Source organism: Paenibacillus sp. 79R4 (genome assembly GCF_013393165.1).
Lineage (GTDB): Bacteria > Bacillota > Bacilli > Paenibacillales > Paenibacillaceae > Fontibacillus.
Genome location: NZ_QJOT01000008.1, coordinates 236,346 through 260,548 on the forward strand (window position 1 = coordinate 236,346; position 24,203 = coordinate 260,548).

The following is a 24,203-nucleotide window of genomic DNA, read 5'->3' on the forward strand; positions in this document are numbered from 1 at the left end:
ATTGTCGTGTTTCTCTTGACAAAGCAAGAAAATGACATATAGTAAGTAGTAAGTGATAAGTAGTAAGTAATAAATGAGATTTAACGGATTCCTCGCATTAGGCAGACATCAGAATAAGCCAAGAAAATGATGATCAGAGGAGGATTTTAAATGACAAATCTAAAATTGGGACAAAGTTTTTCGATTATAGCGTTAAACGCACAGAGAAGTCTTGAGATGACTACTGCGAAGAAGGTGGCTCTTCGTTGCATGGCTGCGGCGGTTATTCTAGAAATTTACTTAGACGGCGGATTCACACAGACAGGGAAGCAATTCGTTCTGAATAAAGCTATGCTTGAGCAATCGCAGACGATACCTTATCGCGAAGTCATTTTAACATCCATCGTGCGCAAAAATGCGCAGACCACGGGCGAGCTGAGTTGGTGGCTGAAGAAGGCTGCCAGGCTCCCGGAAAGAAAATTGAGACAGTTAGAACACGCCATCTCGGATTCTCTGAAAGAGATGAACCTGCTTGAGGAGATTTCTCATATTTTGGGGTGCGATCTCTATTTTCATTCCGCAGGTGTGGATATTAAAGAATATCGCAGCGATATCCAAGCATACTCAACGATTACAGAGAGCGCCCGGGCGGAGCTGCTGGAAGAGGGCCTGGTCACAGATGAGACGATTTGTTTAGTATGGCTTCTTCGCGAAAGCGGCTGTATGCTTGATTTCTTCTCGCGGAGCGAACTGGTCGGTATAAGTGCCGGAATGTATAAGCTATATCAAAATGAACCGCTGGCCAAAGTATTATTCCCGATCCGCATCCATAGCGGCATTGAATTAATCCTCAAGAAGCTTCTGCGCATGAAGACAGGGGTAGTCAGGACACAGGTGGGCAGCGGCATGAATTTCCTTTTTCCAATGCTGGAGCGTTCACAGGCCATATTCATTGACACTGAGCAAATGCTGCCTAATGCAGTGAAAAGGTTGCATGATGTGAGGGGGCGGCTGGAATCCAAGGGCCACACGGTTACGGTGCTGCATAAGGGGCAGATTCCGACCCTTAAGGTGGATAATATTGTTTACGAAGCGATCCCACATGCCATCTACGGAAGAGTGCCGATCCATGGGGTGCGTCTAATTCCGAAACCGTTATTTTAAAAAGGAGTCAAATAATCATGTCCAGACAACGTTCCATGGAGACGATACTAGCCTCTGAATATGTGTCTATAGGTGAATTAGTGCGTCTTACAGATTCGCGCTATAGTACGCTGAAATTTTATACCGAAGAGGGGATGCTTCCTTTTGAGCAGGCAGAGGAAAATTTGACCCGAAGATACAAAAGGGAGGCAACGGTCGCTCGTATATTGCGGATTAAAGAACTGAAGTCCAGCGGATTATCCATCCCCCAAATAAAAGAAGCACTCAGTATGGAATGAGGATACCGCCCCTTGGGTATTAAATGAACTGACGCAATCCACACGGGCTACCGCCGCTTTACACGGATACCAGATTGTTATATGATAATTCCATCATTAGATTTCAATAAATATCTTTTGAACAATATGAGGTGCTTTATGAGTGTGTTAGGTTCTAAATAGTCGTAATTGAATAAATAAACATTACGATATAGGCACGGACGATGGATGGACGTGTGAAATTTCCCTATATTGTAGGTTTATTTGTTTTACCTATGAAGAACCCTACAATACGTCATGAGGCTTGGATGGATCTCTATTCATATATCGGAGATTTCCGGAACAAATATGCCTAGAACATGAATGTAAAGCTGTGGGATTCCTACAGCTTTTTTTGCTGTCTATTTATAGGGTGCCTGTTCAAAAAAGGCCGCCAGGTTGCTATCTTTGAACCAAGCTTGATCAGGTTTGCTTAGCCACAGCGGATCTTTTTGAACAGCCTCTCGGGCGGCTTTATTGAAATCTATTGGGGTAGGGTTTCTTCTTGTCATGATTCATTTACGTGAGGAGAATAAACCGATGAATATAAGTACGTTTGATAAATTACAGTACAACGAACTGAAAGAAATCGTAAAAAGCTTTTGTGTGAGCGGATTAGGAAAGCAGTTTATTGATAAATTGCAACCGAGCTCAAACCTGAGCGTTGTGAAAACCCGGTTGAACGAGACAACTGAGGCCCGGGCGATTCTCGATACGGAAAGTCACGTCCCGTTAGTGGGCATATCCAATATCCAGAACTTTATGGATAAGCTTGAGAAGGGGATGATCCTGGATCCTGCTGAGCTCGTAGCCATCGCTGATTTCCTGCGCGGCTGCCGCAAAATGAAAAGCTTTATGCAGGAGAGGGAGCTTCTGGCGCCGAAAATTAGCGCTTATGCCTATTCCATGACCGAGTTCGCACCTATTGAGGAGCGGATTCAGGCAAGTATCAAGGGAAATCAGGTAGATTCAGCAGCCAGCAAAGAGCTGAAGCGGATTCGCAAACATATTGATATAGCGGAAGCGAAGATTGAAGAGCAGCTTCAGCGCTTTTTGAAAAACAGTGCAAATAAGGAATATATCCAGGAGTTTTTTGTAAGCAAAAAGAATGACCGATTTACGATTCCGATCAAAGCTGCATATAAAAACCATGTGCCGGGGGCGATTGTGGAGGTGTCTTCGAAGGGGGCTACGGTATTTATCGAACCGATCTCCGTATCGAAATATAATGCGGAATTAGCGAGTTTGAAAGCCGAAGAGGCGATGGAGGAATATCAGATTCTTGCAGACTTGTCTAATCTGATATTCGATCATGCGCAGAGCATGAATATCAATATTGAGTTAATCAGTCAGTACGATATGATCTTTGCCAAGGGCAAATTCAGTCGCAGCCTCGATGGCATAGAGCCTCTCATCAACGATCATGGCTATATAAGGCTGGTGTCATGCCGACATCCTTTGCTTACCGGCAAGGTGGTGCCGCTTGACTTTGAGATCGGCGATGCCTATCGAAGTCTCGTAATTACGGGACCCAATGCCGGCGGGAAAACCGTGGTGCTGAAAACGGTTGGACTCAATACTCTGGCCACGATGTCAGGCTTTCATATTGCGGCTGCGCCGGGAACTGAGGTTGCGTTGTTCCGCCATGTTTTTGTAGATATTGGGGATAATCAAAGTCTTGAGAACGCGCTCAGCACCTTTTCATCCCATATGAAAAATATATCGGAGATTATGTATGCGGCAGATCGTCATACCTTACTGCTATTTGATGAAATCGGCAGCGGCACCGAGCCGAATGAAGGGGCAGCGCTAGCGATTGCCATTCTGGAGGAGTTCTACCATATGGGCTGTATCACGGTGGCAACTACGCATTATGGCGAGATCAAGCAATACTCGGAAATGCACAGTGACTTTATGAATGCGGCGATGGAGTTTGATCAGGAGACATTGGAGCCTCAATATAGGCTGATGATTGGTCAATCGGGCGAAAGCAACGCGCTGTGGATTTCACGGAAAATGAAGCTGAAGGAGCATGTGCTGGAGCGAGCCAAAAGCTATATGCAGCGAAAGGAATATCGCATGGACCGCCTTCAAAGCAGCAAGGTTGGCAAGCCGAAGAATATCGATATCGCTGCGGAAGCGGAAATTCCCGTCTATGCTATGGGCGATAAGGTTAAGCTGCTGGATCGGAATGAGAGTGCTATCGTGTATCGTGGACTTGACTCCCTCAACAACCTGATCGTATTTGTTCAGGGGAAGATGCTGGAAGTTCATTATAAGCGTGTATCGCTGGAGCTGCAAGCAAGTGAACTGTATCCGGAGGGATACGATCTGAACACGCTCTTCACGAGCTATCAGGAACGAAAATTTCAGCATGATATGCAGCGCGGCTCGAAGAAGGCGCTCCGGAAAGTGCAGAAGGAGATGCGAAATCAGCGTCGACAAAACGCTGAAGAGCAGGATTGATGCTTACGGAGCCCGGATTTTAACAAACAACCCAGCCCGGATAGGAACTCTATCGTTGGCTGGGTTGTTTGTTAATCAATTACAAGCGTCCTGCTGCCTTTACTTTCACAAGCAGGGCATTACCTGGCAGATACGCGATCGGAATGTCCTCGGACAATACAATCTGCACCGTAGCGCGATTTGCCCCGGCAAGGACCGCTTGGTCTATAGCATGGCTGCGCGCATCCTCCATCGCTTGGTCGTAAGTCATCTCGTCCAGCGAATAGATCCAAAAAAGTAATATACATCCAAATGAATAAAAATACAATAGTTTTTTTAAAGATACGCAATCCGGAAAGTCGGGAGTGTGGAGGAAAAAAGCTCGGGGCAATGGGAATTTACTATTTTATGTTATAATATAGAACAAATGTTCCATAACGGTGATTAGTCAAAGCGAACGGCCATTTTGAACAACCTTTAATAGAAGTCGGCGGGTGAAGCAATAATGAAGGATCAAGTAAAGATCGCTGTCAGGCCATTAGTTGAATATGCGTTCCGCAGCGGGGATCTGGACAGCGGGTTCAGAACAGGAACAGCCTTGACCGAGGGGACGAAGGCGCATCAGCAGGTACAGAAGAGCTACGGTGAGGCGGATCAGAAGGAAGTCTATCGGGCAGCCGAGATCCCCTTCGGGGATCTGCTGTTTGTCATAGAGGGAAGATGCGATGGGCTGCTGGTTATGGAGGACGGATCGGTGATGATCGATGAGATCAAATCGAGCTCCGGCGACATTCCGCAGGTGGTGGAGGAGAGCTATCCGGTTCATTGGGCACAGGCCAAATGCTACGCCTATATGTATGCGAGGGAGCACGAAGTCAAACGAATGAAGGTCCAACTGACCTATGTGCAGGTAATTACCGGAGAACAGCAACGGTTCCAGCAGGAGGCGGATTTGGCCGAGCTGGAGGCTTTTGTAAATGAGATCGTCGAGCAATATGCGCCTTATGCACAAATGATTCGAGATCATCAAATGGCAAGGGACAAGAGCATTAGCGAGCTGGATTTCCCGTTTGCGTCTTACCGGGACGGACAGCGCAAATTGGCAGGTGCGGTCTATAAAGTTATCAGCGAGGGAGTGCATTTATTTGCCAAGGCCCCAACGGGGATCGGCAAGACAATCTCGACGACTTTTCCGGCAGTGAAGGCGATGGGAGAGGGGCGTCTGGAGCGAATTTTCTATTTAACGGCCAAGACGATTACCCGTACAGCTGCGGAGGATACGTTCTCTTTGCTGCAAGTCAAAGGCTTGCATTTGCATGTAGTTACAATTACCGCCAAAGAGAAGATCTGTCCCCAGGATCAGGTGAGCTGTCGCAAGGAGGATTGCCCCTTCGCGGACGGATATTATGATCGAATTAACGGGGCTGTTCTTGATATATTGGCAAATGAGACGCTGATCGGTCGTAAGAAGATTGTAGAATATGCGTACAAGCACCGGGTGTGTCCGTTTGAGTTTTCGCTTGATCTTGCCTATGCGGCGGATGTGGTGATTTGCGATTATAACTATATTTTTGATCCGAGGGTATCTCTGAAAAGGATGTTTGCAGAGTCGAAGAGCCGCACCGCGTTGTTGATCGATGAGGCTCATAACTTGGTGGATCGGGCCCGCGAGATGTATTCGGCGTCCCTGAATAAAGGGGATTTCCTGAGTTTACAGCGGGAGTATAAAGGTCTTAACGCGGAGGTGCATCAGGCAGCCAAGGCCGTGAATGGCTTCTTCATTCAATTGCGTAAAGACGCTATGGACAGGAAGGAGCTGGTATCCCGGCAGGCTCCGGCGCAGCTGGTAGAAACGGTCGAGCATTTCATCCTTGCAGCGGAGCAGGAGCTAAGTTTGCGTCAGGATGGGGTACAGGGACAATTGCTGCTGCAGACCTATTTCGCGGCGCAGAGCTTCGTTAGGATCAGCAAGCTGTATGACGAGAGATTCGTGACCTATGCGGAAATTTCCTCAAGGGAAGTATCCATTAAGCTGTTCTGTCTTGATCCTTCTCATCTGCTGCGGGAGATGGGGAAGGGCTACTGCTCGCATATATATTTCTCAGCGACGTTAACACCGATGTCTTATTATCGGGATATGCTGGGGGCGAGGGAGCAGGACTATACCTTATCGCTCCCCTCCCCCTTCCATCGCGAACAGCTTGAGGTGCAGATTAAGCCGTTATCTACGCGTTACCATGACCGGGAGGGGACGAAGCTGCAGGTGGCAGAGCTGCTTAGACAGATGATGGAGGGGCATCGGGGCAATTATCTGTTCTTTTTCCCTTCCTATGCCTATATGAATCTGGTCTACGAAGCGTTTACGGAAGTCTTTGCGAATCAGGCAGAACTGCGCATACTGCTGCAGCGGGGGGATATGACAGAAGAAGAACGGGAGGGCTTCCTGGCAGCGTTCGAGGCTGATCATGAGGGAACCTTGGCTGGCTTTGCGGTAATGGGCGGCATTTTCTCCGAGGGAATTGATCTGGTGGGTGATCGTCTGACAGGCGTAGCAATCATCGGGGTAGGCTTGCCGCAGATCGGCCTGGAACGGAACATTATTCGCGATTACTTCCATGCAGGAGGCAAGAACGGGTTCGATTATGCCTATGTCTATCCCGGGATGAATAAGGTGCTTCAGGCCGGAGGCCGGCTTATTCGCACCGAGACGGATCATGGGAGACTGCTATTGATCGATGATCGCTATCTGCAGCCGCATTATGCAGGTCTATTGCCGGAGGAGTGGAGATAGAGGGAAGAGAACTGGCATTCTTGGAGTTGGATTGGTTGACCTGTCCAACTCCGAAAGAATGCCAGTTGTAGCTTAAATACTTAGGACAGCTGAGCTTGTCTTGCTGCTGTGACGGAGATCCAGCCCTCCAAATTGTTCGTGCAGACGAGCAGGTCAGGATACTCGGACCAGGCCCGGAGGGAGGCATCATCATCAGGAGTCCAGACCATCAGCCGGACGTCTTCTTCGCGGCAGCGTTCGATAAAGGATGGAGTAACGTAGACGTGCTTAACGGACAAATATGTGCCGCGAAGCTGTGCGAGATAAGGAAACAGGGAAGCCGAAGCTCCGTAAGAAATCAGGCCTATGGCGATCTTGGAGTCGAGCGCTCTTACCCGTTCGATGGCGTAATGATCGAAGGAGGAGAGAATTACCTGCTCCCTCATACCCAAGCGATGAATGGTCTCAAGCACGGTCTGCTCCAGGCCAGGCATGGCATCCCCCGTTTGCTTCAGCTCGATATCGACGGTCAGCCGATCCTTCAAGAGCAGCAGTGCTTGCTCCAGAGTCGGGATTCGCTCCCCGTCCCCCGCATCCAGCTGCATCAGTTGTTCCCATGTATGCGAGCGGACCAGGCCTTGCCCGCCCGTCGTTCTGTCCAGGGTTGCGTCATGGATGACCACAGGTACGCCATCGCTTGTTAATTGCACATCCAGTTCCAGATGATCGAAGCCTAATTCGAGGGCGGCCCGAAAGCCGCGCAGCGTATTTTCCGGATGCTTGAGTGGATAGCCGCGGTGGGCAATCCCGTGTATTTTAGACATTTCTCATACCTCCAGCTTTTCTATATAATTTTGAAAACGGCGATCTACGGCATCTATATAATGTTCCATTGCTTCCAGTACGCCCTCGCTATAGCTAGCCTCGCAGACATAGTCGGCGGCTTGCTTCAATTCAGCGGGACTATTCGCAACCGCCACGCCAATACCCGCGGCTTCCAGCATCGGCAGGTCATTGAGCTGGTTCCCGATCGCCATCACCTGTTCCAGAGGAATCTCCAGGCTGGCTGCGATCTGCTGAAGAGCCGTTCCTTTACTGACTTGGCCTGGAACCAATTCCAGATAATTGTCCTCCGATTGAAAAGCGGCGATAGAGGAGTGCAGCGCTGATGAACGATCTACGAATTCAGCGAACAAACGGCGGCTTTGCTCAACCGGGCCGAGTAAAATCGCCTTTTCAATCTCTGTGCCGCATTTCTGGATTTCATGCAGACGGAGAAGAGAACAAGGAACGCCTTCTTTTCGTTCATAAGCAGCGATATTTATATTTCTGGCCAAGGTCAACACCTCGTCCCCGCAAAAAAGCAGGATATCCAGCCCGGACAGCTTCGCTGCGCTTAGCAGATCATACAGGCTGGCCAGGGGAATCCCGCAGCGTTCAAGCAGCGTTCCATTCGCCCGGGCTACCACGGCACCGTTGCAGAGAATAACCGGCAGATCGAGTCCCAGCTGCTGGATAATCGGACGCGCTGTAATAAAAGGCCGTCCGGTTGCCAGTGTGAAGCAGCCTCCGCGGCTAATGTACTCACGAATGGCAGTTGCGGCAGAGCTTGGCAAGGTATGATCGGCGGAGAGCAATGTACCGTCCAAATCGCTAACGATGAGTCGAATTGGATTCACGAACAACATCCCTTCTGTAATAGGTCTTCCGCGTCAGTTAGAAGGTTGTCTCTATTCTCCACCGTAACTTGTGCGGTAAAAGAAATTCAAAAAGTTTCACTGTTGATAGAAAACCTCCGCCCGTGGCCCTTTCAGGGAATGAAGGGGCCGCGCTTCAAAGGCGGTTTCCGCTTCGCCTCCTCTAACGAAACAGGGTATCGTTATTTTGAGCCAAATAGGCTGTCAAAAATTTTAACGAAACAGGGTATCGTTATTGCAGCGAATTTGGGGTTTAACGGCTGTATTTCTCCCCAATAACGATATAGCGTTTCGTTAGATTTTTATTGCCGTTGTTTTTGAGGAAATAACGATCTGTAGTTTCGTTAGACGCAAACGTGTTGGAATTACGAGCTTGAACTACGTGTTGGCACTATGGAAATCTCCAACTCCCAGCACCTTCCATATTATTTAAAAGTCGAATGGGCCATAGCCGAGACGATATGCTTCTGCATGACCGTAAAGACGAGCACGATCGGGATGATCGCCATGACGCTGGCGGCCATAATGATGTGGAAGTACATCGCTTCGTCCCCGGCGATCGAGTCGCGCAGCATGGCGATGCCAACCGACAGCACGCGCATATTGTTCGTGTTGGTCATAATCAACGGCCAAAAGTAAGAGTTCCAGGACGAGATGAAGGTCAGCACCCCCAGCGTAACAACCGTCGGTTTAGCCATTGGCAGCAGGATGCGATAGAGTATCGTAAATCTGCCGGCGCCGTCGACGCGGGCGGCTTCCAGCACGTCGTTGTTCAGCGACTTGAATGCCTGGCGAAGCAGGAAGATTCCGTAGGCCGATGCTCCGCTTGGGACAATGAGCGCCCAGAATGTATCGAGCCAGTGCACCTTCGACATCATCACATACACCGGTACGAAAGTAACCTGATCCGGCACGATCAGCGCGGCCAGGACGAGGAAGAACAGGATTTCCTTGCCCCAGAACCTTCCCTTGGCAAAAGCGAAGGCCGCCATCAGCGCAACATTCAGCTGGAGAATGACGATACCGGCCGACATGACCAGGGTGTTCATGAAGAAGCGGGCATAAGGGATGACCCGGAACGCTTCGGCATAATTGCTCCAATGGAACGACTTGGGCCATAACGTTGGCACGGCCAGCCGCATCTCCGCTTGAGTCTTGAAGGAGCTGATCAGAAGCCAATAAATCGGGAAAAAGATCAGAACAGTCACCGCAATGCCAAGCACTGTACGCAGGGTGAAACGCAGACGGTGCTGCTTCTCCCCGGCCATTCTGCTATCCCTCATAGTGCACCTGCTTTCTGCTGACGAGCCATTGGATAATCGTTAATACAAGGATGATGACGAATAGGATCATGACCAGGGCCGAGGCTCTGCCAGTCTTGAATTCCGTAAAGGCCATCGTGTAGATCCAGTAGACAATCGCATTCGTCGCTTGCAGCGGTCCGCCGTTGGTCATAATGTCGATGGATTGGAACACCTGCATGGACGAGATAAAGGTCGTAATGACAAGGAATAACGTCATTGGCGACAACAGCGGCAGCGTAATGTAGCGGAAGCGGCTCAGCCCGGAGGCGCCGTCGATGGCGGCGGCCTCATAATATTCATTTGGGATGCCGCGCATGCCGGAGATGAACAGCATCATGGCGAAGCCGATGCCTTTCCAGACCGAGACCGCGACCAGGGCAGGCAATGCCGTGGATGGGTTGGTCAGCCACTGAATCGGTTCAAGCCCCATGAGATCGGTAACACGATTAAGCAAACCGTATTGCCCGTTGTAAATCCAGGTAAATACCATCGCCGCGATAACCATGGAGATATAATGCGGCATGAAGATGATTCCGCGCATGACCGCATACATTTTGGAACGGAATACGTTAAATAGCAGCGCCAGCATCAGGCCGATCGTCAGGGTCAATACGACATCAAGCAGCGTGTAATGCAAAGTGACCTTAAGCGACTGGTACAGATCCTCATTTTTGAATAGCTTGACATAGTTGTCCGTGCCGACGAATTTCTTCACCGGCTTGGTCATATTCCAGTTCGTGAAGCTGATATAGACCGAGTTCATCAGCGGGTAATACAAGAACACGCCAAGGAATATCAGCGCCGGGACGGCGAACATGAAGTCTTTGGCTTTCTCTATCCATTGAAGATACTTCTTGCTGCTGTAAGGAGAGACGTCCGCCTTGGCGGTCGTCTCCCTGATCAATGGAGCTGATTGCGATTGCGAATTGCTGTTCATCATCATTCATAATCCTCAAGAATTTCGTTCATTTTCTTGGCGGCTTCCGGCATCAGCTGTGCAGGGTCAGCCTGGTTCAGAACCATTTCGCCGATCACTTCTTTATACACGGAGCTGAACTCCGGATAAGCCGGGTGCTGCAGACGTGGAGTAACGTTATCGAAGTTGTCGAATACAGCCTTATATTGCGGCCAGCGCCCAAAATAGGCTTTGCCTTCCTCTGTCTCCAGCGCTGATTTGCGAGTTGGCAGGTAGCCTACCGATTCCGCCCAACCGATGTTGTTCTCAGCTGCGGTCATGAATTGCACGAACTTCCAAGCGGCTTCTTTCTCCAGATCGCTAGCTCCGTCCATGATCACGATTCCGGCGCCGCCGATGTTGGAGGTGCGAGTCTTGTCTCCTGGCAGGAAGGATACGCCAACCTCGAAGCTGGCATTTTCACGGTAAGTCTTCAGCATCGCTGAAGTATGCTCAACCATTGCGATTTGGCCACCGAGGAACATCTGACGCATATTGTCCGAAGCGCCTTTTCCGTAGCCCATTTGCATCGATCCTTCCTGGATCCATTTCTGAAAATTCTGCACGTAGCGCAGCGATTCCGGGGTATCAACGGCCGCTTTGCCTTCTTCATTCAGAATCTGCCCGCCGCCATTGATCAACCAGGGATCATAATACCAAGTGTCCCAGCCAGGAACAGCGAAGGCATAACGGGTCGTCTTGCCGTCCTTGCGTTCGGTTACTTTCTCATTAAAAGCTTCGATCTCATCCCAGGTTTGCGGCGGTTGTACGCCAAGCTCGTCAAGCAAGGTTTTGTTGTATACGAACACGCTCGTGCTGACGATCAGCGGGAAGCCAAACTGCTTGCCATTGTAGGCGTAAGCCTGCAGCATACCTTTGGCAAAATCGTTGGTATCTATTGCATCGCGCTGGATATAAGGCGTAAGATCGGCGAACACGCCGCTATCCGCGAAATTCGGCAGGGAAGCGACTTCGACATTTGTTACGGCAGGAACATCGCCTGCGGCAACGGCTGCTTGAAGTTTTTTATGAAGATCGTCATAGCCGCCTTGAAATACCGGTTCTACCGTAATATGCGGATATTTGGCCTGGAAAGCCTCGATCATTTTGTTCAAGCCTTCGATCTGAGCATCGCCATGAGCGTGCCAGTATTGGATCTTGACAGGCGTGGTATCGTCTTTGAGACCGGAGTCAGCTACCGCTGCGGAAGAGTTATTTCCTTGACCAGCCGCATCAGCGCTGCCAGCCGTATTTGTATTACCGCCGCATGCCGCCAGTGTCAAGGTGAGGATGAGGGCGAGCACCGGGTTTAACCATTTCAAGGTTTTCATGGATATGAAAACTCCTTTCCTTATAACGGGATAAGTGATTTTTTAAATGCAAGTTTAAAATGAGAGTTCAAAAAGTCCGGTTTTCAGCACCGAAGCTTATGCTTCCGATGTGCGTTTTTTCAAAACGCTTCAGTTGGATGAAGCTAGGGTCTGAGGAGCGGAGCTACACGTTTTCGTAGAAAACGACATCGGAAGCATTTGCTTGTAGTTTGTACGTGAGCACCGGAAGGCCCGGGTGAATTCAAGATTCGATGCTGATCCACTTCTTGGGCCACTTCGTGTTAGATATAGAATTTATAAGTTATCAGCTACGCTGATGAAATTCTATATCGCAAGAAAACCTACCTTTGAATCGCGGTCGCGCATCCTTGAACTGACCTCGATCAGGTTTTCTTATCAAAAGCGGAATTTTTGAACAACTACGAAAAAGAGACGATTGAAAAAACAGCCAAAAGCGCATACCACCTCCTGTGAATTAGGATTGCATGTCATGTGCCCTTGGGTTATCTCATCGTCTCCACCCAAAAGAAAATATATGAAATTGAATTGCTGAACCTCTAACGAAACTCTATATCGTTATTTCCGTAAAGACGAAGACATTTCGAATCTAACGAAACGTCATATCGCTATTTTGGCCGAATATCGCTGTTTTGTCCCGGATTGGCACAAATAACGATACCCTGTTTCGTTACAATTTTTATCGGCCCATTTGCATGCAAATAACGATCCACAGTTTCGTTAAAAAGTGAGAAAGTGGTTATTTCATGATCGCCCGCTTACCAGAAGCGCTGGTCGCCGATCGATACATAGTCTGCGCCACTTCCGAGCGCGATTTGGATCTCTTCCTCGTGACGGATTAGCCCGCCTACGATCAGGGGCCGTTGAATCCGCGCTTTGAGCTCACCGATGATTCTCGGCATCAAGCCTGGCATCAGCTCAACTTCATTCGGCTGCGCGCTGGTAATCACCTTAATCGCTGTCTCTACCGCAGCGGTATCGATGGCGAAGATGCGTTGAATCGAAGAGATGCCGGCATTTCGGGCCGCAGTAATCGCGTTGCTCTTCGTCGATACAATACCGTCGATATGGAAGGTGTCCGCTAAATATTGAATGGCGGAATGATCGCGGCCGATGCCGCCAACCATCTCCACATGTACGTATACCTGCTTGCCTGCCAGATGCAGCTTGTCCATCATATCGCCCATCTGTAGAATATCGCCGGTCATTAAGATGACACGCTCCACCTGGCTGGTCAGAGCGGCATGGATCTGTTCGGGCTTGGTGATGGAGGCGATGACAGGGAGGCGGGATTCGTCCAATTGTTTCATGATGATCCTCTCTCTCCGGTTGACATGCTTCTATTCTAAATGATGAATGTTAGCCTGAGATCAATGCGGTGTTAACGGGATGTAATGCTCATTGAAAAGAAATCTGATTCCTGCTATGTTTGATCCAAAAAGAGAGTGAGGCGTACACTATGAAATTACATGGACCGAATCCGAATGCGCTTTATCCTAATGAACAAATCAAAAGTATCTGTTATATCAAAAATGCAATTACCAGAGACAATATTATAGTAGGTGATTATACGTATTATGATGATATCCATGGGGCGGAGAAGTTTGAGGAGCATGTGACACATCACTATGAATTTATTGGAGACAAGCTGATCATAGGGAAGTTCTGTGCGATTGCCAAAGGGATTGAATTTGTGATGAATGGTGCCAACCATCGGATGAGTTCGGTGACGACCTATCCTTTCAATATTATGGCTCATGGTTGGGAGCAAGCAGTTCCGGATTTAAAAGATCTTCCTATAAAAGGGGATACCGTGATCGGTAACGATGTGTGGATTGGACAGAATGTTACGGTTATGCCTGGGGTGCATATTGGTAATGGAGCAGTCATTGCTGCTAATTCTACGGTAGTGAAGGATATCCCGGCGTATAGTATAGCTGGGGGAAATCCTTGTAAAGTGATTAGACAACGTTTTGATGATGAGATGATTGAATATCTCGAAGCACTGAAGTGGTGGGATTGGGATGCGGAGAAAATCTTTAATAATCTTGAAGTGTTATGCAGCAGTGACTTAACTAGAATTAAAGAGATTAAATAAAACTAATATGATTTTTTCATATAAGATTCGGAATATCATTAACACTTTCAAGAAAACTCTGATACCCTTAATAAGGTAGCCCAATTAAAATGAGTTTTAGTCGGAGTTACAACCACCTGTTATGGCAGGTGGTCGTTTAATTTGAAGGGATCTTTGCATCATGAAAATCATTCGTATTATTATCCAAGTGTTGCTGCTATATTTGTTCTACATCGTTGGGGAATATCTACAAAAGAAATTGCATCTTCCTGTGTCCGGAAGTATCGTAGGCTTACTGTTACTCTTTGTTCTATTGCTTTTCAAGGTTATCCCCTTGAAGTGGATAGAAGATGGTGCCACCACGATATTAGCTTATCTTCCGTTATTTTTTATTCCAGCGACGGCTGGGATTGTGAACCATATGGATATTTTTAGTGGGAGAGGTTTACTGTTAATCCTGATCCTTATCGTTAGCAGTGTGCTCACGATTGCTGCAGCTGCACATTCTAGTCACTGGCTTTCTAGCCTTAACAGCAAGAGGAAAGCGGGCTGGAGTGGCGAGAGATTAAGCGAAAAGGGGAAGGAAATATAATGTTTTTTATCGCGACAGGTATTGTTCTACTGAATGTAGCTATTTATTTAATGATGTCGTGGGTGTATAGACGATTTCGCAATCCTGTACTTATTCCCGCGCTTACAGCGACAGTTATTGTTGTAGGGATACTCATCTATTTTCATATTCCGTATGACACCTATATGATAGGTGGTCAGTGGATCAACAAGCTGCTCGGTCCTGCTGTAGTGTCTCTTGCTTACCCTCTGTATAAACAACGTAAGGTCCTCGCCCAGAATCTCCCGGCGATCTTGGGGGGAACGGTGGTGGGACTGCTTGTAGGGATGTTTAGCGGACTCCTTCTAGCGGCAGGATTAGGATTCTCGAAACTATATATTTTATCTATACTGCCTAAATCGATCACTACACCAGTGGCTATCCAGATTTCAGGCAGCTTGGGAGGGGACTCTTCTTTAACCTCCGTATTTGTTATGATAGCCGGATTTACGGGGGCGATTGGCGGACCTTTGATCATAAAGCTGTTTCGAATTGAAAGCGAGGTTGGAATCGGGATTGGCTTAGGAACTGCCTCTCATGCGCTGGGAACTGCAAAAGCATTGGAATATGGCGAACGATCCGTCTCCATGAGCTCGGTAGCGATGACGGTTTGTGCGATTGTAGGTTCATGCGTTGGCCCGTTTGTAGTGTGGATGGTTTATCCATAAGCCGCTTAATGGACTGATGATTGGCAAGAAGGACTGCCCTTTGGGGTGGCCTTTTTTTGTGCGGCTGCAATCTACGGGCAAAGAGAGAAGGGGAGGCTATCCAATTCCCCGCTTGCCATAAAAAAGCGCCCCTTCTGTGTTGGAAAGGACGCCTCTTGAACCCATGGAGCATCATAAATAATAGTTAGTCACCGCTTGATCGCTAGCCAGAACGGTCTCACTGTCGAGCTTCTTCTTGAGGTAAGTCTTGTCCGACGAGATGAAGATGCTCATGATCAGATCGACGACAAACAGGAACGTGATGTGATTGGACATCAGCGCGCTGTTATTAACCGATATCTTATCCGGTATGATGATGTTCACGTCCGAATTCTCTGTAATTGGTGACGAATCATAACAGGTGATCGCCATCGTCTTGACCTGATGGACCTGCGCAATCGCGACGGTCTCCACGATTTCCTTCGTTGAACCGGAGCGAGAGAATGCCACAAAGGCATCTTCTTTGCCGGATTGGGCGGCGGCGATCTTCATGGCACGGCTGTCGTTGAACAGCCATAATGCCGATAATGGACAAGCGATTCTTCAAGGTCCCGATACGTTTAGCGGTCCGCGGTAGATAGCAAGCGGCGACAGAATCGTGAAGAACAGGATAAACAACAGTGGTGTATTCGGCAATACCGTCTCGATCAGCGGCGAGATGACCGCCGATACTTGCGGAGACATAACGGAGCTGAGCAGGATGCCGATACCAATCATGAGTCCCATCGCGCCAGCAACGTCCTGAATTCCTTCCACTAATGCACTGGAGAGGATATGAACTGGACGCTTCGGCCAGGTGAGCAGGATCGTAACGATCGCGCCGGCGAAGGCTTTTACAAATATCCAAATCCAGCTTACGCAGATACCCATTTTTAAAAGCATAGAAAAGCAAACGGAGGCTCCTCGTTTTTTGGGGACCTCCGTTTTGCTAATCTCATGGGATAATTCCCATCCATGAATCTTACTTATTGTTTTTCTTCTGCTCTAGAATTTCTCTGTGCTTTGCTCCCCAATTCCCCATACTTGTAAGGATCGGAAGGAATTCTTGTCCTTCTTTTGTTAATGAATATTCAACTTTAGGCGGGACTTCTTTATAGACTTCTCTATGAACTAGTCCGTCCTCTTCCATTTCCCTGAGTTGTCTGGTTAGAATTCCTTTGGATACACCAGGCAAGAGCTTTTGAAGCTCGTTGAAACGTCTGGTTTCCTGACTTAAATGCCACATAATGACTAATTTCCATCTTCCTGCGATTAATTGCTGTGTATACGAGACAGAGCACTTATTTTCAGGTAGGTTTGAATTTATTTTTTTATTTAGACTCATGAAACATCCCTTCCTTATACAATAGTCTCTTTTTTGTGACTAGGTTATAAAAATGTTACTACTTTTATAAACGATCCCTTTACTATAGTATATGACTAGGCCTTAAAAAACCAGCTGGTACATCGATATAGGGAGTTGAAATATGATGTCTTCACCGGTAATGAACGCCATTAGAGTACATCAATATGGAGATACTGATGTTCTGAAACATGAACGTATCGAGCTCCCTGAACCAAAAGACAATGAGATTCTGATCAAAGTCCGATACACAACGGTAACCCCATTTGATTGGAAAATGCGTAAAGGGTTCTTGCATAGTGTGTTTCCTAAAACCTTCCCTTATATTCCTGGAGGCTCCATTTCGGGAGTCGTTGAAAAAGTGGGACAAAAGGTAACGAATTTTAAAGTAGGTCAAGCTGTTTTCGGTTCTTCGACGCATGGTGGTTACGCGGAATATACGCTCTCCACTGAAAAACATATATTACCTATGCCAAACGGATTGACTTATGAGAGTGCTGCTACGATAACAGCAGGTGCCGCTCCTGCATGGAAGGCGATATTTAGTGAAGGAAACTTACAACCGAATCAAAATGTTCTGATTCATGCTGCTGCTGGAGGCGTAGGACAATTTGCTATTCAGCTCGCCAAATGGCGCGGGGCAAAGGTGGTGGGTACCGCTTCAACCAATAACGTTGAATTCGTAAAATCATTAGGTGCAGATGAAGTCATTGATTATCAAAAAACCGCCCTTGAGGATATTATAGATCCATTTGACTTAGTCGTTGATACTGTGGGTGGACATACGTTGGAGCAATCTTGGAATATCGTGAGAAAAGGTGGAACATTAGTTAGCCTTACGCAGCCTCTTTCTTCAGAAAAGGCCAAAGAATACGGCATTCAAGTCCATTTTAATACGAAACAAGTCACAATGAACAATTTAAGGACCATCGCCCAACTACTTGCGGACGGTAACATTTCATCGGAAATTGAACGTATTTACCCTTTAGGTGAAGTGAAAAAAGCACATGAAAAAAGTCAAACAGGGCACGCTAGAGGAAGAATTTTGTTGGAAATTCATTCAAATGAAGATATAGAACACTAAAAATGTTGGGAGAAGATGAACGATGAACGCACAAGAATTAAGAACTAAAATTGCTGAAACATGTGATCAATATGATAGTCAATATGCTAAACTAGTAAAACCCATTAACCAATTGTTAATGAACGTAGAGGCTTCGATTAGTGAAGAAACAGCAAATAAAATTCTAGAAAATTTAAAATTATATCACTCAGGCGATAAATATATTACGGAATGCCACTTTGACGAAAGTGAAAACTTCCTAAAAGATGGAATCGAGCTGATTCAAAAAGGCGATTTGGCAAATGGAGCATTACAGATTTACGGTGCCGGACTGAACTTTGCGAGCTATGCTTCAAAAATTCATGGCCAAAAAAATGTGAATCCGTACAAAGATTTCGAAAAAAACTTCGGTTTAATCATGAAATCATTAAGAGATTAACATGTGAGATATATGAAAAGCCGCCCGTTTTGAAGTGCTTCCATCATAGTAGACTATATATTCTATCTATACTACCTAAATCGATCACTACACCCGTAGCCATTCAGATTTCAAGCAGCTTAGGTGGGGACTCTTCCTTAACCTCTGTATTTGTCATGATTGCCGGATTTACGGGCGCGATTGGCGGGCCTTTGATCATCAAGCTATTTCGAATTCAAAGTGAAGTTGGAATCAGAATTGGTCTAGGGACTGCTTCTCATGCGTTAGGAACTGCAAAAGCATTGGAATATGGTGAACGATCCGTCTCCATGAGCTCGGTGGCGATGACGGTTTGTGCGATTGTCGGTTCATGCATCGGTCCGTTAGTGGTTTCGATGATGTATCCATAAAGAAGCGCCCTTTCCGCAATGGAAAGGGCGCTCTTCATTGAACCCATATTTAGCTTCATAAATAATAGTTGGTCATCGCTTGATCGCTGGCCAGAACGGCCTCGCTGTCGAGCTTCTTCTTGAGGTAAGCCTTGTCCGATGAGATGAAGATGCTCATGATCAGATCGACGACGAACAGGAATGTGATGTGATTGGACATCAGCGCACTGTTATTCACCGATATTTTATCCGGTACGATGATATTTACATCCGAATTCTCTGTAATGGGTGACGAATCATAACAGGTGATCGCAATCGTCTTGACCTGATGGACCTGCGCAATCGCGACGGTCTCCACGATCTCCTTGGTTGAACCGGAGCGAGAGAAGGCGACAACCGCGTCTTCCTTGCCGCATTGGGCGGCGGCGATCTTCATGGCACGGCTGTCGTTGACCGCTTCAGCCATAATGCCGATAATGGACAAGCGATTCTTCAAGGCGATGGCCGCCAGATAAGAATCGAACATACCGATAATGAATATGCGCCGGGCTCCCTTAAGTATGTCGACCACCCGGGTAAGCTGCTCCTCCGTAACCAGCGCGGAGGTGTTCACGATCAGTTCATTATAATCGAGCGCAAGCGCGTCGATGGGATTGATCTCCCGTCTCTCTTTCTTCTTGGCCTGCATATCCCGGTAGAAGGCGTCCTGGGCGAAAGCGATCTTAAAATCGTTGAAGCCCTTGAATCCGACCTTTTTACAGAAGCGGTTGATACTTGTCTCCGATACGCCGATTTCATTAGCAATGGCCGTGATCGTGTTGCGCGTAATAAAGTCCGGATTGTGTATAACAAAATTGGCGATTTGATTTTCACCGTAGGTTAATTTTTGCGTCTGGGATACGATCTTGGCGATGACGGCCGGAACCTGTGAAGACATGATACCTCCTCCTGATCTAACGCTGGAAATGACTACTCCGGCGTGTCTGGCAATAGCTTTTCCCATTATATCATACTGAGTGAGGTATTGAGAGTGCGTTATATCCATAATTTACAAGTCGATATTTGCCGCATAAAATCCTCAGCCGAGAGCTGCTTCTCTTCGATCAAATAAGCATAGTCCAGCAAGTTAGGCAGGCAGGGGAGTGCCAGCAGCTCTTTGCAAAAGGCATGGGCGGCGATTTCACTGCACTGCACTACGCTGGATCGCCTCGTCCAAGGCCCTAGCTTAAAGCTCTCGATCGATGCTAAACGCTCATTTGTAAAAGCTTGCTCCCGGTACTCCAGCCAATGATAGAATTCATGAGCCAGATGAATATCGACCAGCAGGTCGAAGTCTGTATCCGTGCCGTTGGACCGTTCACCAAGGATTTCTTGGCAGACCGTCTGCATTCCCTTGGGCGAGGAGGCATACAAAATGATTTCCGGCGGTGTCTTGGAGAAATCGATCTGTGCCCGGAAGGCGACGTTATGGAATTTCCCTGACGCTTCCGTAATCTCGTAGCGAAGTCCGGCTTCCCTGCACATAGCGCGAATATCGTGGCTAGTGTAGGCCGCTGCCGCCAAACGTCCGGCTTGCAGCGATTCATGGACGTAATAGAGAATTTTCTCCGCGGGTATTTTATGAAACAGCGGGTCCTGCCGCAGCTCCATACAGCCCAGGACTTCATCGGACAGCATGCCACCGGACATCAGATCAGGGATAAGAGCTTGCACCGGCATTTTTCATCGTCCTCCTCGCAATTTCTGCTCAATTAATCTCTAGCATGAATCTTTAGCATTATTCTCTAACGAAACGTGATATCGCTATTTTCGTCCCAAAAGTCTGCTACAAATTGTAGCGAAACAGGGAAGCCTTATTTAGCCGGATGAGTGGCTTTAAGCTGTTTTTTATCGCAAATAACGATCCACGGTTTCATTAGATTTGATAACTAGTTGTTTTTAGGGGAATAACGCTCTGCAGTTTCGTTAGAAATACAAGGCGGTTTCCGCTACTGATAAGCGATAACCAGCATTTCATCCTGGGCTTTAAGCATCTCGGTCTCAATCTCAAGAATGGACAGAAGCTGTTCTTTCGTCTGCATACCGGTCAAATCAAGCATTTTCTCTTTATAAAAGACGAACACCTTCGGGATCGTGGCATTGGCATCGGAATAAATGGTGTTATCGTCCAGGAAGGAGCTTAACGCCTCTGATGCGGCTTTGCTTAGCTTCGTATAATGCACATTGCTCTTCTTGAAGCGGACGACGCCTTCGCGGTCAAGAACGCTGACCGAGCTGGATTTCTTTTTTAACAGGCCGAAAAAGGATTTCTTCACATTCTCGCTGACGAACAGGTTCCAGCGTCCGGTCTGAGCGACAAGCTCCGTTGATTCCAGCGGCTGATCGATCGAGCTGGCGGCGATGGCCTTCATCTCTTCCACGGACATGGCCTCTTGGCCCAGATCCTTGGAGCGCAGCTCGGTGGAGCCGGTTGCCATCGCGCGGAGAATATTCTTCTGGCTGTCGATCTCGATGCTGACTTCGACGGTCTCCTCGGAAGCGCCAGACTGCACGATACGCTCGATGATATCAGCTCTGATGCGCTTAATATCTTCCTCGGTCGGATTAACGACCGTTCGCTCCAGCTGCTCCTTCACCATGGCTAACGCTACCCCGATCGTGGAGACGTAAGGAGCGTTGTTGGCGATTTGCGATTTGAAGCCCTCGCGGTCTGCCATTGCCGGGATGAGCACCGCGCCGCTGCCGCCGCCGCCTACCAATGTAACGAAGCTGCGGTCCAGCTCATAGTCCGCGATCATCTCGTTGACGGTCTTCATCGTCTTATCGATAGCGATATTCATGACTTGTCTGGCGGTTTCCTCTATGCTTAGTCCAACATGATCGGCCAGCGCCTTCCAGGCTTTTAAGGCTGCTTCTGTATTTCCCTGGGCATAATCCCCTTCAGGAATGTAGTTCAGAATATTGGCTGCCCCAGCGAGGGTGTAGGAATATTCCTTGCCTCCGGCGCATTCGCAGATCACGTATTCAGCAGGGTCGCCCTCGCGCGGGCTGATGAATTTTACCTTCGGATCGACGATAGTCTCGGTCGGTGCGAAGGCTTCATATTCTTTACCGGCGATATGCGCGCTGCGCGGCCCGACATCCGTGATCTTGCCGCCTGCTACCTTGATCATACTGCCGCCGGCGATGCCAAGCGTACGCACATCCAGGGATTGCAGGTAAGTACGGTGGCCGCCAACCTCGGCATTCTTGATCATGACTTTCCCGTTCTTGATGACGGAGATATCGACACTCGTTCCGCCGACCTCAAAGAAAATGCCATCGGAGATCTTCTCGTACATCAGCGCCCCGGCGACCCCGGCAGCAAGGCCGGACAGCATCGTCAGGATCGGCCGTTTGCGTACTTCGTCAATGCTCATGACGCCGCCATCGCAGCGCATTATCATGAGTTGGGACTGAATGCTGGCGTCCTTAACGGACTTCTCGGTCATATTGGCGGTCTCCATCATTTTCGGGATGAGGGAGGCGTTGACGACCGCCGTGCGCGTCCGCGTCTTCAGCCCGTAGAGCTGGCTGATCTCGTGCCCGCCCGTGGCGTACAAGCCTTTGCGATTCGCCAGCTCCACCACGCGCAGCTCGTTAGTGGGATCATCTACGCTGTAGGCCTCAGAGGCGACAATTACCTCGGCGCCCTGGGCCGCCAATTCGTCGATGGCCCCGTTGATCTGCTCATCTGTCATGTTCTTGGAGTCCAGATACGTATGGAAAGTATGCAGGAACTTGCCCGGGGCCAGCTCGATATCGCCCGGATTGGATTCGGAGCGGGCGCTGAGCCCATCGATGCCCGAGCCCATACCGATGATGCCGACGCGGGCTACGTCTCCTTCGAGCAGAGCGTTCGTGGCCTGCGTTGTCCCGTGGGCGATAAAGGTTACGTCTTCAGGCTGAATGCCCCGGCTGCTTAGAATCCGCTCCAGAATTTGCACAATCCCTTTGGCCACACCGTCCGGGTCATGGTGGGTGGTCGGGATTTTCATTTTCTCGATGACTTCAAATGTTTCATTATCGATCAGTGCCGCATCGGTAAACGTACCGCCGACGTCAATGCCGACCCTTACTTTCGTTCTCCCCATAATGTCCTCCTCCAGTTGACGGGTCAAGGACCTTCTGCTCGAGCTTTATATAGAAACTCTACGCAAGGCCCTTACCCGGTTTTATCTATAAAGGTAATTCAAAAAGTCCACTATTTAAGGTTTAAAATACCATAAACGATCCGATGATAACGGCGATTAGAACGGACGCCATCGTCCATGGCAGTGTCTTCTTCAGAATCTCGTTGATGTCGCTCTTCGTAAAGTCGGCTACCCATACGTTATGGGAGTTCGTAGGGTCGGAGACGGATTGCACGTTGCTGACTGCACGCAGGGCGAGCATGGCAGCGACCGGCGTCATGCCGGCGGATACGAACAGGGCGGCGATCCCGCTGCCAAGACCCCAGACGTTTAGCGGTCCGCGGTAGATGGCCAGCGGCGACAGAATCGTGAAGAACAGGATGAACATCAATGGGCTGTTTGGCAGCACGGACTCAATCAGCGGCGAGATGACCGCCGATACTTGCGGCGACATTACGGAGCTGAGCAGGATGCCGATGCCAATCATAAGTCCCATCGCGCCAGCAACATCCTGAATTCCTTCTACAAGTGCGCTGGAGAGGATATGGATCGGACGCTTCGGCCAGGTAAGCAGAATTGTGACAAGTGCGCCAGCAATAACGGCTGGGACGATATCGATCTTGAAGATAAATACAAGCAATACCGGTACGAGCGGGCTAATCAGGGCAATGGCAGGCACTTTCTTGTCGCCGCCGCCAGGGGTTGCTGCTGGCATCGCCCAGGCTTTGCGGCCTTTGCCGTCTTTGCGGATATAGAAGACGATCATGGCCAAAGCAATAAGGATCAGCGGGGAAGCTACAACCAATGTGTAGTCGGCGATCTGCTCAACCGAAAGACCAAGCACATCGACATATACCGCCCAGTTGGATACGTTGAACAGGGAGCCCACGCCAACAGCCAGCAGAACTACGATCGAAGCGACGAATTGGGAGATGCCCGCCGTCAGCATAATCGGGATAACGATGGTGCCAACGAGGATGACCATGCCCAGTCCTCCAGCCGCGGAAAAAATAATGGATGCGGTGATGAAAAATAGAATAGCTATAAGTATAGGCTTATCTCCGGCCAATTCGGCCGCCTTGCGAATAATGGATTTAGTAATACCGACTTTGTTCAGAATCTGGCCGAACCAGGCACCAAAGATCAGACCGGCGATAGCACCGGATAGCTTCATGGAGCCTCCGGCCAGAATGGTCTTGGCGATACTTGTCGCCTCGGGGTCATTGGATAATAGCGGCACGCCCGCGATGATGGCGAACAGAATCGCCATTAAGGGCAGGGCCAGAATGGTCGGCAGCTTGCGTGTCATCATCAGCCCGACAAACACCAGAAATACGAGCAAAATACCGATGGCTTGCAACCACATTGTCGTTGTCATCTGATTTTATTTCCCCTCTCCAAATGGGTGATTGAACAAGTTGAACCAATGACTATTCGGATGAAGACAACCGGCTGAAATGTTCCTA

General features: G+C 48.6%; 23 protein-coding genes and 1 pseudogene. 10 read left to right on the plus strand and 14 right to left on the minus strand.

What is annotated here, in order from left to right; translation table 11 throughout:
- The first annotated feature begins 150 nt into the window (after positions 1-150).
- The 3 genes from DMN77_RS13675 (at position 151) to DMN77_RS13685 (ending at position 3,905) form a co-directional block, all read left to right on the plus strand.
- Positions 151-1,143, plus strand: coding sequence for a hypothetical protein (locus tag DMN77_RS13675; RefSeq protein WP_179015439.1), 993 nt, complete (start codon positions 151-153; stop codon positions 1,141-1,143).
- A gap of 17 nt (positions 1,144-1,160) precedes the next feature.
- Positions 1,161-1,421, plus strand: a complete 261-nt coding sequence (locus DMN77_RS13680) for a helix-turn-helix domain-containing protein (RefSeq protein ID WP_068782482.1) — start codon at positions 1,161-1,163, stop codon at positions 1,419-1,421.
- Positions 1,422-1,979: 558 nt separating this feature from the next.
- Complete coding sequence (locus DMN77_RS13685; RefSeq protein WP_179015440.1) at positions 1,980-3,905, plus strand: endonuclease MutS2; 1,926 nt, start codon at positions 1,980-1,982, stop codon at positions 3,903-3,905.
- Positions 3,906-3,984: 79 nt separating this feature from the next.
- Here DMN77_RS13685 and DMN77_RS13690 read toward each other — a convergent pair whose 3' ends face one another.
- Positions 3,985-4,155 (minus strand): hypothetical protein, encoded by a 171-nt coding sequence (locus DMN77_RS13690; protein WP_157259363.1) that lies wholly within the window; start codon positions 4,153-4,155, stop codon positions 3,985-3,987.
- A 234-nt stretch (positions 4,156-4,389) separates the two neighbouring features.
- On the opposite strand from DMN77_RS13690, the gene DMN77_RS13695 reads away from it, so the two are divergent.
- The gene (locus DMN77_RS13695) at positions 4,390-6,675 is read left to right on the plus strand and encodes an ATP-dependent DNA helicase (RefSeq protein ID WP_179015441.1); all 2,286 of its coding nucleotides are present in this window, start codon (positions 4,390-4,392) and stop codon (positions 6,673-6,675) included.
- Positions 6,676-6,755: 80 nt separating this feature from the next.
- On the opposite strand, the gene DMN77_RS13700 is transcribed toward DMN77_RS13695, so the two are convergent.
- The 6 genes from DMN77_RS13700 to DMN77_RS13725 all read right to left on the minus strand — a co-directional run bounded on the left by DMN77_RS13700 (position 6,756) and on the right by DMN77_RS13725 (position 13,269).
- Positions 6,756-7,478, minus strand: a complete 723-nt coding sequence (locus DMN77_RS13700; RefSeq protein ID WP_068782479.1) for a glycerophosphodiester phosphodiesterase — start codon at positions 7,476-7,478, stop codon at positions 6,756-6,758.
- 3 nt (positions 7,479-7,481) lie between these two features.
- A complete protein-coding gene (locus tag DMN77_RS13705) occupies positions 7,482-8,333 on the minus strand; it encodes an HAD family hydrolase (protein ID WP_179015442.1) in 852 nt (283 codons plus the stop codon).
- 443 nt (positions 8,334-8,776) lie between these two features.
- Positions 8,777-9,634: a carbohydrate ABC transporter permease gene (locus DMN77_RS13710; RefSeq protein ID WP_068782477.1), complete on the minus strand. Its 858-nt coding sequence runs from the start codon at positions 9,632-9,634 to the stop codon at positions 8,777-8,779.
- A complete protein-coding gene (locus tag DMN77_RS13715; protein WP_179015482.1) occupies positions 9,624-10,592 on the minus strand; it encodes a carbohydrate ABC transporter permease in 969 nt (322 codons plus the stop codon). The genes DMN77_RS13710 and DMN77_RS13715 overlap by 11 nt, the downstream gene beginning before the upstream one ends.
- A 2-nt stretch (positions 10,593-10,594) precedes the next feature.
- Complete coding sequence (locus DMN77_RS13720; RefSeq protein WP_068782476.1) at positions 10,595-11,941, minus strand: ABC transporter substrate-binding protein; 1,347 nt, start codon at positions 11,939-11,941, stop codon at positions 10,595-10,597.
- A 776-nt stretch (positions 11,942-12,717) separates the two neighbouring features.
- Entirely contained in the window at positions 12,718-13,269 is a 552-nt protein-coding gene (locus DMN77_RS13725) for a glycerol-3-phosphate responsive antiterminator (protein ID WP_179015443.1), read from the minus strand.
- 149 nt (positions 13,270-13,418) lie between these two features.
- Here DMN77_RS13725 and DMN77_RS13730 point away from each other — a divergent pair, with 149 nt between their 5' ends.
- The 3 genes from DMN77_RS13730 to DMN77_RS13740 all read left to right on the plus strand — a co-directional run bounded on the left by DMN77_RS13730 (position 13,419) and on the right by DMN77_RS13740 (position 15,314).
- The gene (locus DMN77_RS13730) at positions 13,419-14,057 is read left to right on the plus strand and encodes a Vat family streptogramin A O-acetyltransferase (RefSeq protein ID WP_068782474.1); all 639 of its coding nucleotides are present in this window, start codon (positions 13,419-13,421) and stop codon (positions 14,055-14,057) included.
- Positions 14,058-14,217: 160 nt separating this feature from the next.
- Entirely contained in the window at positions 14,218-14,628 is a 411-nt protein-coding gene (locus DMN77_RS13735; RefSeq protein WP_068782473.1) for a CidA/LrgA family holin-like protein, read from the plus strand.
- On the plus strand, positions 14,628-15,314 hold the full coding sequence (locus DMN77_RS13740; protein WP_068782472.1) for an LrgB family protein: 687 nt from the start codon (positions 14,628-14,630) through the stop codon (positions 15,312-15,314). The genes DMN77_RS13735 and DMN77_RS13740 overlap by 1 nt, the downstream gene beginning before the upstream one ends.
- A gap of 171 nt (positions 15,315-15,485) precedes the next feature.
- Here DMN77_RS13740 and DMN77_RS13745 read toward each other — a convergent pair whose 3' ends face one another.
- From DMN77_RS13745 to DMN77_RS13755, 3 genes are all read right to left on the minus strand, one after another.
- Positions 15,486-15,845, minus strand: a complete 360-nt coding sequence (locus DMN77_RS13745) for an SIS domain-containing protein (protein WP_256872385.1) — start codon at positions 15,843-15,845, stop codon at positions 15,486-15,488.
- A 51-nt stretch (positions 15,846-15,896) separates the two neighbouring features.
- On the minus strand, positions 15,897-16,223 hold the full coding sequence (locus tag DMN77_RS13750; protein WP_256872386.1) for a hypothetical protein: 327 nt from the start codon (positions 16,221-16,223) through the stop codon (positions 15,897-15,899).
- A gap of 91 nt (positions 16,224-16,314) precedes the next feature.
- On the minus strand, positions 16,315-16,677 hold the full coding sequence (locus DMN77_RS13755; protein ID WP_068782470.1) for a winged helix-turn-helix transcriptional regulator: 363 nt from the start codon (positions 16,675-16,677) through the stop codon (positions 16,315-16,317).
- 142 nt (positions 16,678-16,819) lie between these two features.
- Between DMN77_RS13755 and DMN77_RS13760 the strand changes: the two genes are divergently transcribed.
- The 3 genes and pseudogenes from DMN77_RS13760 to DMN77_RS13770 form a co-directional block, all read left to right on the plus strand.
- Positions 16,820-17,779 (plus strand): NADP-dependent oxidoreductase, encoded by a 960-nt coding sequence (locus tag DMN77_RS13760; RefSeq protein ID WP_256872387.1) that lies wholly within the window; start codon positions 16,820-16,822, stop codon positions 17,777-17,779.
- Positions 17,780-17,801: 22 nt separating this feature from the next.
- Positions 17,802-18,197, plus strand: coding sequence for a hypothetical protein (locus DMN77_RS13765; RefSeq protein ID WP_068782469.1), 396 nt, complete (start codon positions 17,802-17,804; stop codon positions 18,195-18,197).
- Positions 18,198-18,235: 38 nt separating this feature from the next.
- Positions 18,236-18,586 (plus strand): annotated as a pseudogene (locus tag DMN77_RS13770) (LrgB family protein); the annotation flags it as partial.
- 55 nt (positions 18,587-18,641) lie between these two features.
- Here DMN77_RS13770 and DMN77_RS13775 read toward each other — a convergent pair.
- The 4 genes from DMN77_RS13775 to DMN77_RS13790 all read right to left on the minus strand — a co-directional run bounded on the left by DMN77_RS13775 (position 18,642) and on the right by DMN77_RS13790 (position 24,115).
- The gene (locus DMN77_RS13775; RefSeq protein ID WP_068782467.1) at positions 18,642-19,502 is read right to left on the minus strand and encodes a MurR/RpiR family transcriptional regulator; all 861 of its coding nucleotides are present in this window, start codon (positions 19,500-19,502) and stop codon (positions 18,642-18,644) included.
- A 98-nt stretch (positions 19,503-19,600) separates the two neighbouring features.
- Positions 19,601-20,284 carry a hypothetical protein gene (locus tag DMN77_RS13780; RefSeq protein ID WP_256872389.1) on the minus strand — a complete coding sequence of 228 codons (684 nt, stop codon included), beginning with the start codon at positions 20,282-20,284 and terminating at the stop codon, positions 19,601-19,603.
- A gap of 269 nt (positions 20,285-20,553) precedes the next feature.
- Positions 20,554-22,698, minus strand: a complete 2,145-nt coding sequence (locus tag DMN77_RS13785; protein ID WP_179015444.1) for a hydantoinase/oxoprolinase family protein — start codon at positions 22,696-22,698, stop codon at positions 20,554-20,556.
- Positions 22,699-22,819: 121 nt separating this feature from the next.
- Positions 22,820-24,115: a citrate transporter gene (locus DMN77_RS13790; RefSeq protein ID WP_082790199.1), complete on the minus strand. Its 1,296-nt coding sequence runs from the start codon at positions 24,113-24,115 to the stop codon at positions 22,820-22,822.
- Positions 24,116-24,203 lie beyond the last annotated feature (88 nt).

Bases quoted from the DNA above. Each gene is read 5' to 3' on its own strand.
- DMN77_RS13690 (WP_157259363.1), bottom strand. From the start codon at position 4,155: ATGACTTACGACCAAGCGATGGAGGATGCGCGCAGCCATGCTATAGAC.
- DMN77_RS13695 (WP_179015441.1), top strand. From the start codon at position 4,390: ATGAAGGATCAAGTAAAGATCGCTGTCAGGCCATTAGTTGAATATGCG.
- DMN77_RS13700 (WP_068782479.1), bottom strand. From the start codon at position 7,478: ATGTCTAAAATACACGGGATTGCCCACCGCGGCTATCCACTCAAGCAT.
- DMN77_RS13720 (WP_068782476.1), bottom strand. From the start codon at position 11,941: ATGAAAACCTTGAAATGGTTAAACCCGGTGCTCGCCCTCATCCTCACC.
- DMN77_RS13785 (WP_179015444.1), bottom strand. From the start codon at position 22,698: ATGGGGAGAACGAAAGTAAGGGTCGGCATTGACGTCGGCGGTACGTTT.
- DMN77_RS13745 (WP_256872385.1), bottom strand. From the start codon at position 15,845: ATGAAGATCGCCGCCGCCCAATCCGGCAAAGAAGATGCCTTTGTGGCA.
- DMN77_RS13765 (WP_068782469.1), top strand. From the start codon at position 17,802: ATGAACGCACAAGAATTAAGAACTAAAATTGCTGAAACATGTGATCAA.
- DMN77_RS13715 (WP_179015482.1), bottom strand. From the start codon at position 10,592: ATGAACAGCAATTCGCAATCGCAATCAGCTCCATTGATCAGGGAGACG.
- DMN77_RS13710 (WP_068782477.1), bottom strand. From the start codon at position 9,634: ATGAGGGATAGCAGAATGGCCGGGGAGAAGCAGCACCGTCTGCGTTTC.
- DMN77_RS13775 (WP_068782467.1), bottom strand. From the start codon at position 19,502: ATGTCTTCACAGGTTCCGGCCGTCATCGCCAAGATCGTATCCCAGACG.
- DMN77_RS13725 (WP_179015443.1), bottom strand. From the start codon at position 13,269: ATGAAACAATTGGACGAATCCCGCCTCCCTGTCATCGCCTCCATCACC.
- DMN77_RS13680 (WP_068782482.1), top strand. From the start codon at position 1,161: ATGTCCAGACAACGTTCCATGGAGACGATACTAGCCTCTGAATATGTG.
- DMN77_RS13790 (WP_082790199.1), bottom strand. From the start codon at position 24,115: ATGACAACGACAATGTGGTTGCAAGCCATCGGTATTTTGCTCGTATTT.
- DMN77_RS13675 (WP_179015439.1), top strand. From the start codon at position 151: ATGACAAATCTAAAATTGGGACAAAGTTTTTCGATTATAGCGTTAAAC.
- DMN77_RS13735 (WP_068782473.1), top strand. From the start codon at position 14,218: ATGAAAATCATTCGTATTATTATCCAAGTGTTGCTGCTATATTTGTTC.
- DMN77_RS13685 (WP_179015440.1), top strand. From the start codon at position 1,980: ATGAATATAAGTACGTTTGATAAATTACAGTACAACGAACTGAAAGAA.
- DMN77_RS13740 (WP_068782472.1), top strand. From the start codon at position 14,628: ATGTTTTTTATCGCGACAGGTATTGTTCTACTGAATGTAGCTATTTAT.
- DMN77_RS13780 (WP_256872389.1), bottom strand. From the start codon at position 20,284: ATGCCGGTGCAAGCTCTTATCCCTGATCTGATGTCCGGTGGCATGCTG.
- DMN77_RS13730 (WP_068782474.1), top strand. From the start codon at position 13,419: ATGAAATTACATGGACCGAATCCGAATGCGCTTTATCCTAATGAACAA.
- DMN77_RS13760 (WP_256872387.1), top strand. From the start codon at position 16,820: ATGATGTCTTCACCGGTAATGAACGCCATTAGAGTACATCAATATGGA.
- DMN77_RS13750 (WP_256872386.1), bottom strand. From the start codon at position 16,223: ATGGGTATCTGCGTAAGCTGGATTTGGATATTTGTAAAAGCCTTCGCC.
- DMN77_RS13755 (WP_068782470.1), bottom strand. From the start codon at position 16,677: ATGAGTCTAAATAAAAAAATAAATTCAAACCTACCTGAAAATAAGTGC.